We start from the raw sequence: 14,987 nt of genomic DNA, 5'->3' as shown, positions 1-14,987 counted from the left end.
TTGTGCCCGAACAGGTCCGGTCCACACCCGAGAGCCGGCCACGGCGGTCGCGGCTGCCCGCGTGGCTGGTGCTGCGGCGGCCGCGCCAGTGGGTCAAGAACGTCTTCGTCCTGATCGTGCCGCTGGTCGTGGACCCCATCGCGTTGTGGCAGAACGGGCTCGTGGCACTGTCCACAACGGCCACGTTCGTCGCCGCCTCCTCGGCGGTGTACGTCCTCAACGACTGGCTCGACCGGGACAAGGACCGGCTGCACCCGGACAAGCGCCACCGGCCGGTGGCGAGCGGGCGGGTCAGCCCGCTGGGCGCGGCGCTGCTCGGCGTGGCGTGCGTGGCGGTGCTGCTGGGGTGCGGTGCGCTGCTGCCGCCGCCGGTGCAGGCGACCGTCGCCGGGTACCTGGTGCTCAACCTGGCGTACTGCCTCAAGCTCAAGCACTACCCGCTGATCGACGTCAGCGTGGTCGCGGCGGGGTTCGTGCTGCGGGCCGTCGCGGGCTGCGTCGCGGTGGCGGCGCCGTTCAACCCCGCGCTGATCCTGTGCGTGTACTTCACCTGCTTGCTCATGTCGCTGGGCAAGCGCAGGCACGAGCTGGCGGGCGTCCGCAGCCTGGCCGTGGCGCAACGGCCCGCGCTCACCGGCTACTCGGTGCCGTTGCTGGACCAGCTCGTCGCCGTGCTGCTGGCCGCGACCCTGCTCAGCTACGAGATGTTCGTGCTGTCCGGGCCGGAACCGCAGTCCGCCGTGCTCGCCGTCGTCACCGTGCCGTTCGTGGTGTTCGCACTGTGCCGGTACGCGTTCCTGCTGGCGGCGCAACGCGGTGGCGAGCCCGGCCAGGACGTGCTCACCGACGTGCCGCTGGTGGTCAACGCCGTGGTGTGGCTCGCATGCCTCGCGCTGGGGAGGGTGCTGTGATGCGGGTCGTCATGGTGTCCACCGGTGCGCCGCCGGATCCGCTGGGCGGCATCGGGACCTATGTGGAAGGGCTGCTCGGCGGGCTCGCGTCGCGCGACGCCGAGGTCCACCTGGTGGGGGCGTCGCGCCACCGCGGCCTGCCACCCGAGTCCGGGGACGGCCGGGTGACCGTGCATCGGGTGCCCACCGGGCTGCCGAGGACGCGGCTGAGCATGGCGATCGCGCTGGCACGGCTGAACCTCGCCGGTATCCGGTACGTCGTGCGACGGCGGCCCGACGTGGTCGCCGTCCACGACTGGATGTGCGCGCCCGCCGGATTGGTCTGCGCACTGCTGCTGCGGCTGCCGGTGTGCTTCCACGTCCACTCCGCGGAGATCTTCCGCGGGGAGGGCGGCCGCGGCGCGGTCGCGTACGCCGGACGGCTGCTGACGAGGGTGATGAGCCGGTGGGCGCGGCTGGTGGTGGTGCCCTCCCCGGACACCGTGGCCGCCGTGCCCTTCCTCGCCGGCAACGCGGTGGTCGTGTCGCACGGTGCCGGTAAGGCGTGGCGGATGCCGTGCCCGGACGCCGCCGAGCGCGAGGTCGTGCGCAAGGACGTGCGGGCGCGCTACGGCCTGCCGGACGGGCGGCGGCTGGTGGTGTTCGCGGGCCGGTACGCGGCGCACAAAGGCGTGACCGAGCTCGTGGAGGCGATCGGCCGGATCCCGGACGTGACCCTCGTGCTGGCCGGGTCGGGCTGGCCGGAGATCGGGCCCGACGAGCGCCTGCACCGCCTGGTGGCACAGCTCGGGCTGCGGGACCGGGTGCACGTGCTCGGCCGGTTCCTCGGCACCGGCGAGCTGCGCGACCACCTCGTGGCCGCCGACGTGTGCGCGTTCCCCTCGGCCTACGAACCGTTCGGCTTCGTCGCCCTCGAGGCCATGGCGTTGCGGGCGCGGACGGTCGTCGGGCCGGGGTTCGACGAGGCCGTGGTGGGCAGCGAGGAGGGCACGTGCCTGCGCACCACCACGATGTCCGTGGACGAGCTGGCGGCCGCGGTCCTGCGCGCCCTCTCCGGCGACGACCCGGAGCTGGGCGACCGCGCCCGCCGGTACGTCCTCGACCACCACTCCTGGGAGGCGGCCGCCGACCGCACGCTGCGGGTCTACGCCCAGGCCGTGCGCCGGTGACCGCGGTGGTGGCGCGCTCCTGGGCGCCGGCCGGGCTTTCGGCCGTCGCGAGCGTGCTGGTCACGGTCGCCAGCCTGCTGATCGCCCGCTACGACGGCTTCGGTGTGTTCGGGGAGTTCGTCGCGGTGCAGGCGGTCGGCGTGGTCCTCGGCATCCCGATGCTGTGGGGTGTGCACGTGACCGCCAGCCGGGCGATGGCGGCCCGGTCCGACGACCGGGTGGTGACCGGGACGGCGCTGGCGTTCGTCGCGGCCGCGGCCGTGGTGACGGCTTTCGCCTACTGCGCCGTGCTTCTCGCCGTCTCGGCACCGGCGTTGCTGTGGCACGCGGCGGGACTCGGCGCGTCGGCGGCGGCGCTGACGCTCGCGGAGTCGTTGCTGCGCATCCGGGACCGGCAGCTGCTCGCCTCCGGCTGGCGCCTCGCGCTCGGACTCTCGTACCTGGCCGCGGTGCTGTCCGTCGTGGGGGAGGGGGATCCGGGCACGTACTCGGTCATGGTCACCGTGGGCAACACCCTCTGCGCGGCCGGCATGCTGGCCGGCGCGCGGTGCGTGCCGGGACGTCCCGACCCGGTGCTTGCGCGGACGTTCCTGCGCGAAGGCTGGGCTTACAGCACCGGTCAGTCGCTGCTGGCCCTGCTCTTCGCGTTCGACGTGATCCTCCTGGTGCAGGCGGCGGGCCCGGCGGCCGTGGCCGTCTACGCGCTCTACGTCGGCAGCTGCCGACGGGTGATCGGCGTGCTGTTCACCGACTCGCTGGCCTCGGTGCTGATCTCCCTGCTGGCCCGGCGGAACCCGGCCACCGGCAGGCGCGCCGTCCTGCGGTACGCCCCGCGCGCCATCGCGCTGTCGGTGACCGGCGCGGTCGTGCTCGTGGTAGCGGGCCTGGCCGCCGCCGGCGCACTGCACCACCTGAACGCCGCACTCCTGGCGCTGACCGCCGTCGGCGCCACGGCCCACGCCCTGGTGGTCGTGCTGTTCTGCGTGGTCACGGTCCAGCCGTCGCTCGGCCTGGCCCGGGTCCGCACCGCGCTGACCGCGGCCTTCGTGCCCGGTCTGGCCCTGCAGGCCGCGGGCGGGGTGTTCGCCGGCGCGCCGGGCATGGTCGCCGCCTTCACCGTCTGCAACGTCGCGCTCGGCTGGTGGTTCCTGACCGTCGTCCGGCACGCGCCGACCGTTCTCCCGACTCCTGCTACCGAGATGAGGTCTCGATGAAGCCCGACCGGCCACTGGCGCTGCTGCCCAAGGACGGCCTCACCCCGACCAGCGACGTGGACCACCCCGGCTGGAACCACCTTCCGGTGCTGCGCGCCGTGCAACGGCTGCGGTTCCGGATCATCGTGGACCTGCTGGCCGCCACGAGGTTCCCGCGGCTGCTCGACATCGGCTACGGCAGCGGCGTGTTCCTGCCGGAGCTCGCCCGCCACTGCGACGACCTGCACGGCGTGGACCCGCACCCGAAGCGCGCCGAAGTGGAGGCCAACCTGGCCCGCCACGGCGTGAGCGCGACCCTGGCCACCGCGAGCGTGGAGAACCTGCCCTACGACACGGGGTCGTTCGACTGCCTGGTGTCGGTGAGCACCCTGGAGTACGTGCCGGACATCGAGGCGGCGTGCGCGGAGATGCGCCGCGTGCTGCGGCCGGGCGGCACGCTGGTGCTGTGCACGCCGGGTACCGGCGCGCTGTGGAACGTCCCCCTCCGCCTGCTCACCCGGCAGGGCCCGAGCCAGTACGGCGACCGCCGCGAACGCCTGCAACCGGCGCTGCGCAGGCACTTCCGGGTGGACCGCGAGATCAGGGTGCCGAACCTGGCCACCGCCGCGGTGCGCCTCTACACGGGCCTGCGCCTGCACACCGGGTGATCTGCTCCTTCGATACGCACACAACCTCGCTGTGGCGTGACCGCCGGGACGATCTCGGTCGTCAGCGAGCCTCGCTGAGCCGGGACGCACGCAGGAGGTCGAGCTGTTCGGAGCCGCTGGTTCCCGGGGCTGCCGTGTAGGTGACGATGCGCAGGTCGACGCCGGGCACGGTCAGCACGTCGCAGTCCAGAGTGACGTCACCCAGCTCGGGATGGCTGATCGTCTTGAGATCGCCGGCGAGCTGCCCCATGCCCGCCACCGACCACAGCTCACCGAAGAGGGGTGAGGCCGCCCGCAAGCCGTCCACGAGCGCCGCCAGTTCCGGGTCGGACGGGTAGCGGGAGACTGCTTCACGCAGGTCCGCGACGATCGCGGTCTCGAAAGCGTACGGTCCGGCTGCCGAGGTGACCGGGCGCAGGTACCAGCGGCCCTCGCCCGTGCCGAAGAGGGCATGGGCGAGGTTGCGTTCGGCGGGCGGCAGGCCGGACGGATCGCCGTGCAGAGCCGTCCACATGTCGTTCCACCACAGCAGGCTCCAATCAGCGGCGAACACACCGATCGGGAGATCGCCGAGGCGGTCGACGAGGCGGCGGATGCTCGGCGGCACGTGGGTGCCGACGGTCTGGTCGCGGGGCGCGAGCAGGCCCGCAGCACGGAAGAGCTGGTCGCGTTCGGCAGAGGAGAGCCGCAGCGCGCGGGCCAGGGCCGAGACCACCTGGGCGGACGGGTTGGTGGCCCGGCCCTGCTCCAGCCGCAGCACGTACTCGTGGGAAAGACCGGCGAGCTCGGCGAGCTCCTCGCGGCGCAGGCCGGGGGCGCGCCGGCGAGCCGACCGGGCGTAGCCGGCATCAGCCGGGTCGAGGCGGTCGCGCCAGCCGCGCACCAGGGCACCGAAGCTCAGGTCACTCACTCCTCCATGATCGCACCGGACGTGTCGTGCACCACGGCCACCATCCGAGCGAGTGCGGCGCGCATGTAGCGGGTCCAGAGCGGCTTGAACGGCCCGGCGACGATCCAGCGGCGGCCAGGCAGCGGCTGGAAGTCATAGGTCCACCGGATCGACGCGCCGGTGCCGTCGGGGAGGAACGACCACTCGCCACGCACCCCGGAGACCAGCCTGGCCAGCACGTTGGTGAAGCCGCTGAGCTCGTAGGCGAACCCGTGCCCGTCCGCGACCTCGGTGAGCCGCTCGTCGGCCTTGGAGCCGTCGGTGAACCAGGTCTGGCGCGAGGCCCCCGGCCGGTCCCAGGTGCCGGTCTGGGCGCGCACCTCCGCGACGCCGGGGAACGGTCCCCACGGCTTGAACACATCGGGGAGGTCGATCGGAGCGATGACCCGGTAGGTGTGGGCGGGGCCGGACGTCGTACGGGCGAAGACAGTGATCGGAACGCTCTTTTTCGTCATGCCATGAGCATCACGGGCCGTGCTCGCCCGAGGCAGACACCTGTCAGTACATACCTTCGAGGTCTCGCCGTGCTGCCTTCTGTCCTGCGGTCGGGATCGTTTCCGGCGAAACCCACACCCAACCTGAATTGTGCGACCCAACGGAACGAAAGCCGCCGACCGCCCATCGAAGGCCGTGACGACCAGGACCGCGGAGGCCGCATGACGTACCCACAACACCCGTTCGGTGGACAGAGCCCCTCCGGCGAGCCCGCGCAGCCCGGCCCGCTTCACGGGCACTACGACCCGTCCGGCCCGCAGGGTGGCGGCTTCGGTGCGCCGCCACCCAGGAAGAAGAACACGGCCGCGAACGTGGTGGCCGCCACGACCGCCGTGCTGATGCTGGCCGGTGCCGGGTTCACCGGATTCGTCACGCCCGGCTTCTTCCTGGCCGGGAACAGCCCCGCCGAAACCACTACGACCGCGCCGCCCACGACGTCCGCCGAGCCGGGTCCGAGCGCTGAGGAGTTCCAGTCGGCGCTGGTCACCGCCTTGAACGCCAGGAAGGCCAGCGCACTGCTGCGCTACACCTGCCCGGACACGCAGCCCGCCGTGCACCGGGTCATCAGCGGCGTCTCCTCGGTGAACAGCGCCGAGCCGGTGGGCGATCCGAAGACCTCCGCCGACCGGGCCGTGGCGACCGTCAGGATCACCCGCGCCGAGCGAGCGCAGGAGTTCGAGGTGACGTTCACCCCGAACGGCCGCGAATGGTGCTGGCAGGGCATCGCTCCCGTCGCCGGCGGCGTGGCCACCGTCGAGTCGGCACCCCGGCCGACCAAGGCCTCGGCCGATCCCGGCACTCTCAGCGCCGGTGGGAAGCCGGTCGATCCCCAGGCGCTGGCCGCCATGCGGACCTTCCTCGACGCCGTCAACGCGGGCGACGCCGCGAAGGCGGGTGCTCAGCTCTGCTCCGACGCCATCAAGAAGCCGCGGGACATCGAGGAACTGGTCGGCCACAAGCCGGAACTGGAGCTCAACCCGACGATGGACGGCCGGTCGTCAGATCCCAGGTCCGTCATCATGTACCTGCGAGGCACCGCGAAGGGGCAGGTCGTCGACGGGCATTCCGGGAACCTCTGGGTGAGCAACTACGAGGGAGCGTGGTGCGTGCACGCGTTCACCGTCGTGGTCATCTAGCAGTCACCACCGTTTCAGTACTTTCCGCTGTGGATGTAGCTGTGGCGTGTTCGAGGCTGCGTCGGGCCCTTGACAGCCAGCGTGGGTCGCCGAGCGTCTCGAACATCGCCAGGCCACGTCGGATCAGCGCCTGCGCCTGGCCGCGTTCGCCCATTTCCAGGTGGATGTCGCCGAGACACACCTCGGTACACGCCATGCCGTGCTCGTCCAGGGTCAGCGCGAACAGTTCTCGGCTCTGCACCGCGCAGGCGTAGGCCTGGTTCAGGTCACCGCTGTCGAGGTGCAGAAAGGCGAGGTTGCGCCAGGACGCCGCCTCGCGGCGTCGGTCGCCGAGGTCGAGGAACGCCTGCTGGCTCGTGGTCAGCATCTCCAGCGCGTCCGACCGGTCGCCGCGTTCGAGTCGCACAATGCCCAGTTCGAGCAACGATGCGGCCCGCCACCGCCGGTCGCCGAGGCGGCCGAACTCGTCGGCCGCCTGGCGCAGGCATAGTTCCGCTTCGTGCCAGTTCTCCTGGTACTGGTGCAGGACGCCCAGTTCGCGCAGGGTGTAGGCAAGCCACTGCGGGTTGTCGAGGGTGGCCAGGCGGTCAAGGCACTCGGCGAAGCACGTCGCAGCAGCCTGGAGCCTGCCTTGCAGCCGGTGACCGACGCCGACGGACAGCTTGGTCACCACTTCCAGGAGGGCGTCGCCCGCGGCGGGCAGGACATCGAGGCATTCGCGGAAGAGCTTCTCGGACAACGCGAAGTCGCGTTGCTCCCTGGCCGTGAGGCCCCGGGCGAACAGCGCGTACGCGGTCCAGTAGGCGCTGCCCAGGCGGCGGGCGGCGGCCAGGCCGGGTTCCACCACGTGTACCAGGGCGTCCCATTGGGAACGCAGTTCGAGATAGGCGCACATCGACGCGACGAACTGGCAGGTCAGTTCGTCCAGTCCGATGTGGACGGCGCGGTCGATCACCTCGAGCAGGCAGGTGTGTTCCTCGTCCAGCCAGGCCAGAGCGTCTGCCACCAGGTCACCGACCAGGCCTGGTGCGCCGAGGTCCAGTGCGGGGGGCTCGAACTCCGTCAGGCCGCCGAACTCGAGCCGGATGTCGGCCTGCCGCACGATGTGCAGGTATGCGTTCAGGACGCGTCGCTGCGACTGTTCACGTTCCGGCGCCGGACTGTCCTGTTGGGCCTTCTCCTCGGCGAACAGGTGCAGCAGGTCGTGGAAGTGGTACCGAAGACGGCCTGCGGCGCCAGTCGCGCACTCCAGCAGGTTGGCTTCCACCAACCGGTCCAGGAGACGCTCGGTGGAGAACAGGTCCTTCTCCAGCGCCGCGGCGGCCGCCCAGGCCGGGAAACTCGGGCCGGGCAGCAGTGCCAGCAGCCGGAACGCGTGTTGCTCTGCTTCGTCCAGACTGGCGTAGCTCAGCAGGAAACTGGCCCGCACCTCGCGGTCGCCGCCGACGAGCTCGTCGAGCCGATGCCGTTCGTCCGCCAGTCGCAGCGCCACCGCGTCCGCTGTCAGATGGGGCAACGAGCGGAGCTTCATGCCGACGATGCGCAACGCCAGCGGCAGCCCGCCGCACAGCGCGGTGATGCGCTTCGCCGTCTTGCGCCCGGCCACGTCGTCGCCCACCAGCTTGCCGAGCAGGCGCACCGAGTCGGCCGGGTCCAGCGCGTCCAACCGGATCCGCTTGGACGTGTCGAGGCCGGTCAGCCTGCTCCTGCTGGTGATCAGGACGCAACAGCCCGCGTGACCTGGTAGCAACGGCCTGACCTGGTCCTCCGACGCGGCGTTGTCGAGAACGACCAGCACCCGCCTGCCCGCCAGCCTGTCGCGGAACATGCTCGCCCGCTCCTCGCCGGGGCCGGGAACGTCGACGCCGGGCACCCCCAGTTCGCGCAGGAACCGGGCCAGCACGTCGTCCGGTGAGTGCGGCCGGGGATCGGCTCCACGCAGGTCGGCGAACAGCTGGCCGTGCGGGAACGACTCGGCCAGCCGGTGGCCGGCGTGGATTGCGAACGCCGTCTTCCCGACGCCGGGGCAGCCGGTCACCGTCACGATCGGCAGCACCGCGGACTCCCTCGTCGCCAACGAGAACAGCTCGTTCAGCGCCGCGTCCCGGCCGGTGTAGTGATCGGCCTCCGGTGGGAGCTGCCGCGGGCGCTGGTCGGTCGGAACGCGCTGCGGAGCCAGGTCGTCGGAGAGCAGCCTGCTGTGCAGTTCACGCAGGGACTGGCCGGGCTGGACGCCGAGTTCGGTGTCCAACACGCTATAGACCTGCTGGTAGGCGTTCAATGCGTCGGCTCGTCTGCCGCAGCGGTACAGGGCGAGCATGAGCTGCGCCCACAACTCCTCGCGCAGCGGCTGTTCGGCGACCAGTTTGCGCAGGTCACCGACAAGATCGGCGTGGTGGCCCAGTCGCAGCCGGACCTCGACGTACCGCTCCACGACCGCGAGCCGTTGTTCTTCCAGCCGGGCCAGCTCCGCGCACAGCAGAGGGCCGGCCGCGTGGCCCTCCAGCGCGGTGCCGCGCCACAACCGCAGGGCCTGATCGTAGGACTCCGCCGCAGCGGTGAACGCCCCGTTCCGCAGGGCTTGATCGCCGATGGTGCTCAGCCTGTCGAACTCCAGCAGGTCCAGCTCACCCGCCTGCACAGCCAGCGCGTAGCCGCCCGGCCTGGTGGACAGCCGCGCCGTGCCGAGGCGTTGCCGCAGCCCCGCGACGTACGTGCGCAGGTTGGACGCCGGGGTGGCGGGCGGTGTCTCCCACACGGCTTCGGCGAGGTAGCCCACGCTCGCCGTCTGGTTGGCCCGGAGCAGCAGTGCCGCCAGCACCGCCCGTTGTCGCGAGCCCCCCAGCGCGACGGCCGCACCTCGGTCGCGGACCTCCAGAGGTCCCAGGATGCGGAATTCCACGTTTGCCAGTGTGCCGGGCCGACTACGACGTGTGGGCGAAACGGGGCAATTCCCGGGCAGTTGTAACTATCTGCCTGAATTTTGGCGGCGAAAAATTCTATGCGAGATGGAATCTGGGCAGGATCTGGGCCGGGCGGTCGTCAAAGTCGACCTTGCCTGCCCGAACGCGCAGGTCCGACCGAGGAACAGGAGATCTCGTGAGGGTGTTCGAAAGGTTCACCGTCGCGGCGTTGATGGGTGCGCTGATCAGCGTGTCCTTCGGCGCGGCCACAGCGTCCGCGGCGACGGCCCGCAACGGGGTTTGCGAGGCAGGCGAGTTCTGCCTGTACTACAACAGCAACCACCAGGGCTCGCTGTCCGACTTCGCCACGTCGGTTTCCGACTACGGCGACAACCAGCCGAGCTGCTACGACTTCAAGAGCGCGGGCAACGGCAAGGGCCTGTGCGTGAAGAACGAGGCCGCTGCCGCCTGGAACCGCACCAGCGGTCCGGTCACGGTGTACTACAACAGTGGATACGCCGGTGCCAAGCAGACGATCGCGTCCGGCGGCAAGGTCAACCTGAACGCGACCCTCAAGAACGAGAACGCCGCCCACCGGCTGAACGACAACGGGGGCAGCGGCGGTGGCGGCGCCACCTACGCGGCACCGCCGAACAACCCGCACCCGTCGGCGACCAGCCGGGCGCCCAATGCGACGGCCCGCACGCAGTTCGTCGACGACCAGATCGCCCGGCTGACCGGTGAGAAGCACTGCTGGGTGGGCGCCTACCGCAGCTACCAGCCCTCGACGAGCAACCACAACACCGGCAACGCGCTCGACTGTACGATCTCGAACGCGATCGGCTCCTACCCGTCCGCGGCGCAGAAGGCGCAGGGCTGGAAGCTGGCGTACTGGCTGCAGAAGTACGCGAGCAGGCTCGACGTCCGGTACGTGATCTGGCAGGGCAAGATCTGGAGCGTCGCCCGCGCGTCCGAGGGCTGGCGCACCTACACCGGCGGGTCCGGTGTGACCGGCGGTCACTACGACCACGTCCACGTGTCGATTCAGAACCCCCACGGCGACTGATCGACACGGCACGCTGACCCGGCCTCGTTCGTCTGCGGGGCCGCGTGACCTGACCGGGTAGGCGGCGAAGCTGCGGTAGCTTCGCCGCCTACCCAATGGCAGTTGTCGAGGTCGTGGTTGGACCTCAAGTTCTCACGCCGACCCGGTACACCAGGGACTGTTTCAGGCACGCGAGCGCACGTGCCTCGTGCGCCTGGTCCAGGAGGAGTTCGAGAACGCCTCGCGGTTGCCCGGTTGCCTCCGACCTGGAGGCTGCGAGGCGGTTGGCCGCGTATGAACACCGATCCCGCCACAAATAGCATCCTGGTCGTGCAGGTCTTCAGAAACCGGATGGCGCACACCGGTACGACCGAACTTCACGAGGCCCCCGAGCTCTCGTCGATGGCTCGGGCCCTGGCGCGCACGGACTTCGCGGCCAGGTGGTACCGCTGGTGCGATGCCGGACGTGACTGGGCCGCAGAGGCGGTGGGCACCTACGAGGCCGACTCGCTGTTGACCGCCAGCGGCGCGTTCGCCCCGCTCTCCACGAACGAGTTCATGGACGCCTACCGGTCGGCCGGGGCCGAAGTGACGCGAGGATCCCGGTTTCCAGGGCCGCGCCACAGATCGTTCACCGTGGAGGTCGCCGCGCAGCAGGTCGTGTGCAGCCTGGCGGTCCGGCTCGGGCGGGGGATCAACTCCCAGGAGTGCAGCCTGGTCGTGCTCGCGGGCGGCGAGCGGCAGGGTGAGCCGGAGATGCTGCACGCGATCGCGCGGAACGTGCTGCGGTCGCGCGGCGAGCCCGACCCCGATCCCGGCATTCCCTATCCTCGGCCGATCATCGGCAGCCGCAGCCAGCTGGAGGTCGTGGCGCTCGAAATGGTCGGCGTGCTGGGCCAGGTCGCCCGCGGCTGGACACCATGACCGGGGCGACGTCCGCGAAGAATCCGCAGTCCGACAGTGAGGATGGGTGATGAGACCGCTGACCTTCAGCGACGACAAGGACAACGAGCAGGAGTGGCTCCCGGGCGGGATCCAGTCCGCTGCGGACGCCTTCCTGGAGTTCGTTGCCCAGCACCGCCGTGCGGACAACACGTCGTTCGCCATGGAGGACGAGGTCGGCGAAGAGGCGCTGTTGTTCATGGTGGACATCGGGGCCATCTGCCGGGTCAAGGGGTGGCAGGACTCGCACACCGAGTACCGGATCGTCACGAACAGCGGCCTCCATCGGACCCTGGCGGCCGAGTTCGCCCGCGGCGGGTTCGCCGCACTCGACCTCCACGGTCCCTGGCTGCCGGACGTCGAGAGCTTCCTGCAGGCCCGGTCGGCTCATCTCGAGCAACGAGCTGCGCACGGTGCTCCCCGAGGCGGTGCGGAGCGGGAACGAGGTCGTGACGAGCGCGGCGAAGAGCTTCGATCCGAGTTCGACCGGTCCGTCCTGCGGCAGACCCACCCGCGCGAACTGCGCCGCCGCCTGGAGGTCCTGACCCGCATCGACGGACGCGAGCCCGTCACGGTCTCCGGCGTCACCCACTACGGCTACGCCGCCGACGGCACCGTCAACGCCTGGTTCGCGGCCAACGGTCGTGGCCTGGTGCTCACGTTCGACCGCTCCAGCGCTCTTGGTTCCACAAAGGACACCCGAGCGCACGCGGCGCTGTACGACGGCGTACCGGCCGACCTGCTCGCCCTGGTGAGGGACGTGCCGGCAACGGGCACGACGCTCAACGTTCCGCATCCCGACGGCGGCACCCTCGTGGCGGCCACCGGGATCTTCACCTTCTCCGGCCCGTGCGCGATGGCGGACGGCCTGGCGACACGCCTGCAGGGGGACGGGCTGGGCATCGAGTCCACCGGGGTCGGCCGGCTGCTCGAGCGCTTCCTTGCGGTGCGCGACTTCACCCCCGCGGTGGTCGCGGAGGCAGGGGAGTGGTGGAGCCCGGAGGACATCGCGAAGGGTTTCGCCGCGACCCCCGCACCGGACGGGGAGCAGGCCGCGCCGCTCGACCGCGAGGCGCTGACCAGCTTCTGCAAGATCTGGGCCGACTCCGGCTACAACGACCGCTGGGACGTGCACTACGTCCTCTTCGACAGCCGCACGCTCGAAGAGGCGGGGCCGGCCCGGGACGACCTCCTGGAGCTGGTCCGGACCCTCGGACTCGAGCGCGTCGACACCCCGCGGGGAGCGGCCACCGGTGAGGTGTGGGTCCGCACCGACCCCCGCGTCGACGTGGAGCTCGGCAACTGGTCGTGAACGGTGGTCGTTCGCTACCTTGCCCACGGCCGTCCGTCCCGACGCGGACGACCGAGCAGGCCGTCGGGGATCCTGCGGAGCCGGCCGGTCTGTTGCTGTTGTGGTGTTGTTGCTGGCTGGAAGGCCCTGTAGCGCTGTTTGGTCACGCACACGATGACGGCGTCCATGAACCTCTCGCGGTCAGGCACCTGCACTGCCCAGCGCTCATCGGTGCGCGTGTTCCACAGCACCCCCGTCCGGTGCCCGCTCATCACGAGGTAGAGCGCTAGTTGGAGGAACATGGCGTGATCGAGTTCGGAGACGAACTTGAGCTCGAAGACCTGGCCGTCGTGCACGGCGTCCGCGACACCCATGAACGTGATCGGCGTCGCCGCTGACGATGCGATAGCCATTCCTGACAGGTTCATCGGTACCTGCGCCGCGCAGTCGCGGGGAAGCTGTGTCGCCAGCCGCCTCGTCAGCGCGTCACGAACATCACCACTCACACTCCGGGTGACTTGTTCTGCGTAGCGCATCTGGTCTGTGTCGACAGCGGTCAGCACCAGCGAGTTGTGCCAGGGGTCCTCGTTCAGCTTGGCGCGCAGTTGCTTCGCGATCGGTTTGGGGTTCAGCAGCACCTCGAGTGCAGGGTTGTAGCTGTCGAAGAACACCGCCTCCTGGTAGTGCCCCACCACGGGGGAGAGGTCGATCAGCCCGTCGACGCGGTCGATGTTGATCTCCTCGCCCGCACCGTCGTCGAGGCGTCGCCGGTCCAGCAGGTCGACACACGCCTGGAGATTCTCCGCATAAGTGAAGTCGAAGCAGTCCGATGCCAGCAACGGTTTCTCATACGTCGGCAGTTCATCATTCTGCAGCTTGGCGAACCGCTTCACGGCGATGAAGCCGATGCTCCTGGGTTGCCGATGCGACTGGTCTGATCGCACGAAGACGACTTCGTTCTTTCCTCGTGAGGCTGCGACCAGGAAGACGTTGCGCAGGACGGTCGTGTCAACGCCGGGGAATCTGCAGCGCATGTCCCAGGTGGTCTCGTCGTAGTCGAACACCACGCTCGCCGATCGTTCCAGACCTTTGCTGGAGTCGAACGTCGTGAACACCGCGGTGTCGTCGCTGTAGGTCACCGAGGTGTCGCTGTCCCGGATGGAGGCGTAGACGGTCTTCTTGTTGAAGACCTCACCGTGGCTGCGTTCAAGGTGATTCAACGCTTCGGCCATCTGCCCGTTGCGTCTACCCAGGCAGAGCAGGTCGCCTGGACTTTTCGCTGCCATGAATTCGAGCGCCTCGTTGTAGGAGACGTACCGAATCGTCTGGGCTTGGTTGACGCCGACGACCGGCTTGTTCCACGCCTCGCTGAGCAGTGCTCCGAGTTCCTGGCCGACCCGGAAGGACTGCGTGAACGGCATCAGTTCGGCCTGCCGGGTGATCTCCCTGGTGAACCGCTGGACGTCCAGAGTCGTGTTCGACTGCACTTTCTGGGCAAGGTCGCCGACCAGTACGGTCTGCATCAACGGGTTCAGCGACTTGATGTTGCGCAAAAGCTGCGCGTATTCCTCGTTGATGTCCTGGTACTCGTCGACCACGAGCAGGTCGAACCTGGGGAAATCTGCCGAGAGTTCGGTGAACGCCATATTGAACCGTCGGATCGACTCGCCGATACCGCATCTGATGCCCGCCTCGACCAGCGAGGGATACACGATGCCGTGGTAGTTCTGCACTTTTGCGTGCTTCACCCGGCGTTGTGCGTCCGCTTTCAACAGTCTGCTGTAGGTCAGGTACAGCACTCTCCGGTTCCGGCCCACCTCGGTGCACAACGCCTGAATCGCCGTGGTCTTGCCTGATCCCACTGTTGCGTCGACGATGACATCCCGCCCGGCCTGCACCGCGTCGATCATCCGCCGCTGTTCGCTGCTCAGTCGCACAGGCATCGCCGCAGGTTTGCGGCCGTCCTTCCCAGGCCGGCTCGACGTACGGCTCGGACTCCCCGTGGGCAGGTCGAAAGCCGGATCGGTCGCCAGATGTTTCCGCAACACCGCTTCGGCATGGGCCCGCAAAGCAGGCCGCAGTTCCGGGGGCAAAAGCACCTGACAGCGCGCCTGCAGGGCGCTGGTCGTGCGCTGCAACGTTCGCGCCAGCGCGTTCAGCGTCATACCGCACCGGATCCCGTCCAACAGAACTGCGGTGTCCTGCTCTGACCAGGCCGCGCCCGCACGGCTGGGTCTGGACGCGGCATCGTCGTTATGGCTGTCAGCAGTCACCTGGTCACGTTA

12 protein-coding genes are annotated in these 14,987 nt (G+C 69.8%); 8 read left to right on the top strand and 4 right to left on the bottom strand.

Annotated elements, in window-relative coordinates:
* Nucleotides 1–2 precede the first annotated feature (2 nt).
* Genes IG04_RS0102585 through IG04_RS43685 form a run of 4 tightly spaced genes read left to right on the top strand, consistent with a single transcriptional unit; the run spans nt 3 to nt 3,941 of the window.
* The gene (locus IG04_RS0102585; RefSeq protein ID WP_036013442.1) at nt 3–911 is read left to right on the top strand and encodes a UbiA prenyltransferase family protein; all 909 of its coding nucleotides are present in this window, start codon (nt 3–5) and stop codon (nt 909–911) included.
* Entirely contained in the window at nt 911–2,080 is a 1,170-nt protein-coding gene (locus tag IG04_RS0102580; RefSeq protein ID WP_159460407.1) for a glycosyltransferase family 4 protein, read from the top strand. The genes IG04_RS0102585 and IG04_RS0102580 overlap by 1 nt, the downstream gene beginning before the upstream one ends.
* The gene (locus IG04_RS0102575) at nt 2,077–3,294 is read left to right on the top strand and encodes a hypothetical protein (RefSeq protein ID WP_030474869.1); all 1,218 of its coding nucleotides are present in this window, start codon (nt 2,077–2,079) and stop codon (nt 3,292–3,294) included. Before IG04_RS0102580 ends, IG04_RS0102575 begins: the two co-directional genes overlap by 4 nt.
* Nucleotides 3,291–3,941, top strand: coding sequence for a class I SAM-dependent methyltransferase (locus IG04_RS43685; protein WP_051768733.1), 651 nt, complete (start codon nt 3,291–3,293; stop codon nt 3,939–3,941). The genes IG04_RS0102575 and IG04_RS43685 overlap by 4 nt, the downstream gene beginning before the upstream one ends.
* Before the next feature lie 61 nt (nt 3,942–4,002).
* Here the strand turns inward: IG04_RS43685 and IG04_RS0102565 are convergent, their stop codons facing one another.
* Both IG04_RS0102565 and IG04_RS0102560 read right to left on the bottom strand, forming a co-directional pair.
* Complete coding sequence (locus tag IG04_RS0102565) at nt 4,003–4,851, bottom strand: helix-turn-helix domain-containing protein (protein ID WP_036013438.1); 849 nt, start codon at nt 4,849–4,851, stop codon at nt 4,003–4,005.
* Nucleotides 4,848–5,345: an SRPBCC family protein gene (locus tag IG04_RS0102560; RefSeq protein WP_036013435.1), complete on the bottom strand. Its 498-nt coding sequence runs from the start codon at nt 5,343–5,345 to the stop codon at nt 4,848–4,850. Before IG04_RS0102560 ends, IG04_RS0102565 begins: the two co-directional genes overlap by 4 nt.
* Nucleotides 5,346–5,546: 201 nt before the next feature.
* Between IG04_RS0102560 and IG04_RS0102555 the strand changes: the two genes are divergently transcribed.
* Nucleotides 5,547–6,521, top strand: a complete 975-nt coding sequence (locus tag IG04_RS0102555; protein WP_030474865.1) for a hypothetical protein — start codon at nt 5,547–5,549, stop codon at nt 6,519–6,521.
* Here IG04_RS0102555 and IG04_RS0102550 read toward each other — a convergent pair.
* Nucleotides 6,514–9,423 (bottom strand): AfsR/SARP family transcriptional regulator, encoded by a 2,910-nt coding sequence (locus IG04_RS0102550; protein WP_030474864.1) that lies wholly within the window; start codon nt 9,421–9,423, stop codon nt 6,514–6,516. The genes IG04_RS0102555 and IG04_RS0102550 overlap by 8 nt on opposite strands.
* A gap of 197 nt (nt 9,424–9,620) precedes the next feature.
* On the opposite strand from IG04_RS0102550, the gene IG04_RS43680 reads away from it, so the two are divergent.
* The 3 genes from IG04_RS43680 to IG04_RS0102535 all read left to right on the top strand — a co-directional run bounded on the left by IG04_RS43680 (nt 9,621) and on the right by IG04_RS0102535 (nt 12,723).
* Entirely contained in the window at nt 9,621–10,490 is an 870-nt protein-coding gene (locus IG04_RS43680) for a peptidase inhibitor family I36 protein (protein ID WP_245815837.1), read from the top strand.
* Nucleotides 10,491–10,799: 309 nt separating this feature from the next.
* Nucleotides 10,800–11,393, top strand: a complete 594-nt coding sequence (locus tag IG04_RS0102540) for a hypothetical protein (RefSeq protein ID WP_084400768.1) — start codon at nt 10,800–10,802, stop codon at nt 11,391–11,393.
* 49 nt (nt 11,394–11,442) lie between these two features.
* A complete protein-coding gene (locus IG04_RS0102535; protein ID WP_030474861.1) occupies nt 11,443–12,723 on the top strand; it encodes a DUF6357 family protein in 1,281 nt (426 codons plus the stop codon).
* A 14-nt stretch (nt 12,724–12,737) separates the two neighbouring features.
* On the opposite strand, the gene IG04_RS0102530 is transcribed toward IG04_RS0102535, so the two are convergent.
* A complete protein-coding gene (locus IG04_RS0102530) occupies nt 12,738–14,975 on the bottom strand; it encodes a DEAD/DEAH box helicase family protein (protein WP_245815836.1) in 2,238 nt (745 codons plus the stop codon).
* Nucleotides 14,976–14,987 lie beyond the last annotated feature (12 nt).

Origin of the sequence: Lentzea albidocapillata, assembly GCF_000719115.1 — a bacterium.
GTDB lineage: Bacteria > Actinomycetota > Actinomycetes > Mycobacteriales > Pseudonocardiaceae > Lentzea > Lentzea albidocapillata.
Note: the sequence above shows the minus strand (reverse complement) of the source record. Positions and strands in the feature narration are given on the sequence as shown.

What these genes read in the sequence shown, in the direction of transcription:
- IG04_RS0102580 (WP_159460407.1), top strand. Translation starts at nt 911, where the DNA reads ATGCGGGTCGTCATGGTGTCCACCGGTGCGCCGCCGGATCCGCTGGGC.
- IG04_RS0102555 (WP_030474865.1), top strand. Translation starts at nt 5,547, where the DNA reads ATGACGTACCCACAACACCCGTTCGGTGGACAGAGCCCCTCCGGCGAG.
- IG04_RS0102535 (WP_030474861.1), top strand. Translation starts at nt 11,443, where the DNA reads ATGAGACCGCTGACCTTCAGCGACGACAAGGACAACGAGCAGGAGTGG.
- IG04_RS0102560 (WP_036013435.1), bottom strand. Translation starts at nt 5,345, where the DNA reads ATGACGAAAAAGAGCGTTCCGATCACTGTCTTCGCCCGTACGACGTCC.
- IG04_RS43685 (WP_051768733.1), top strand. Translation starts at nt 3,291, where the DNA reads ATGAAGCCCGACCGGCCACTGGCGCTGCTGCCCAAGGACGGCCTCACC.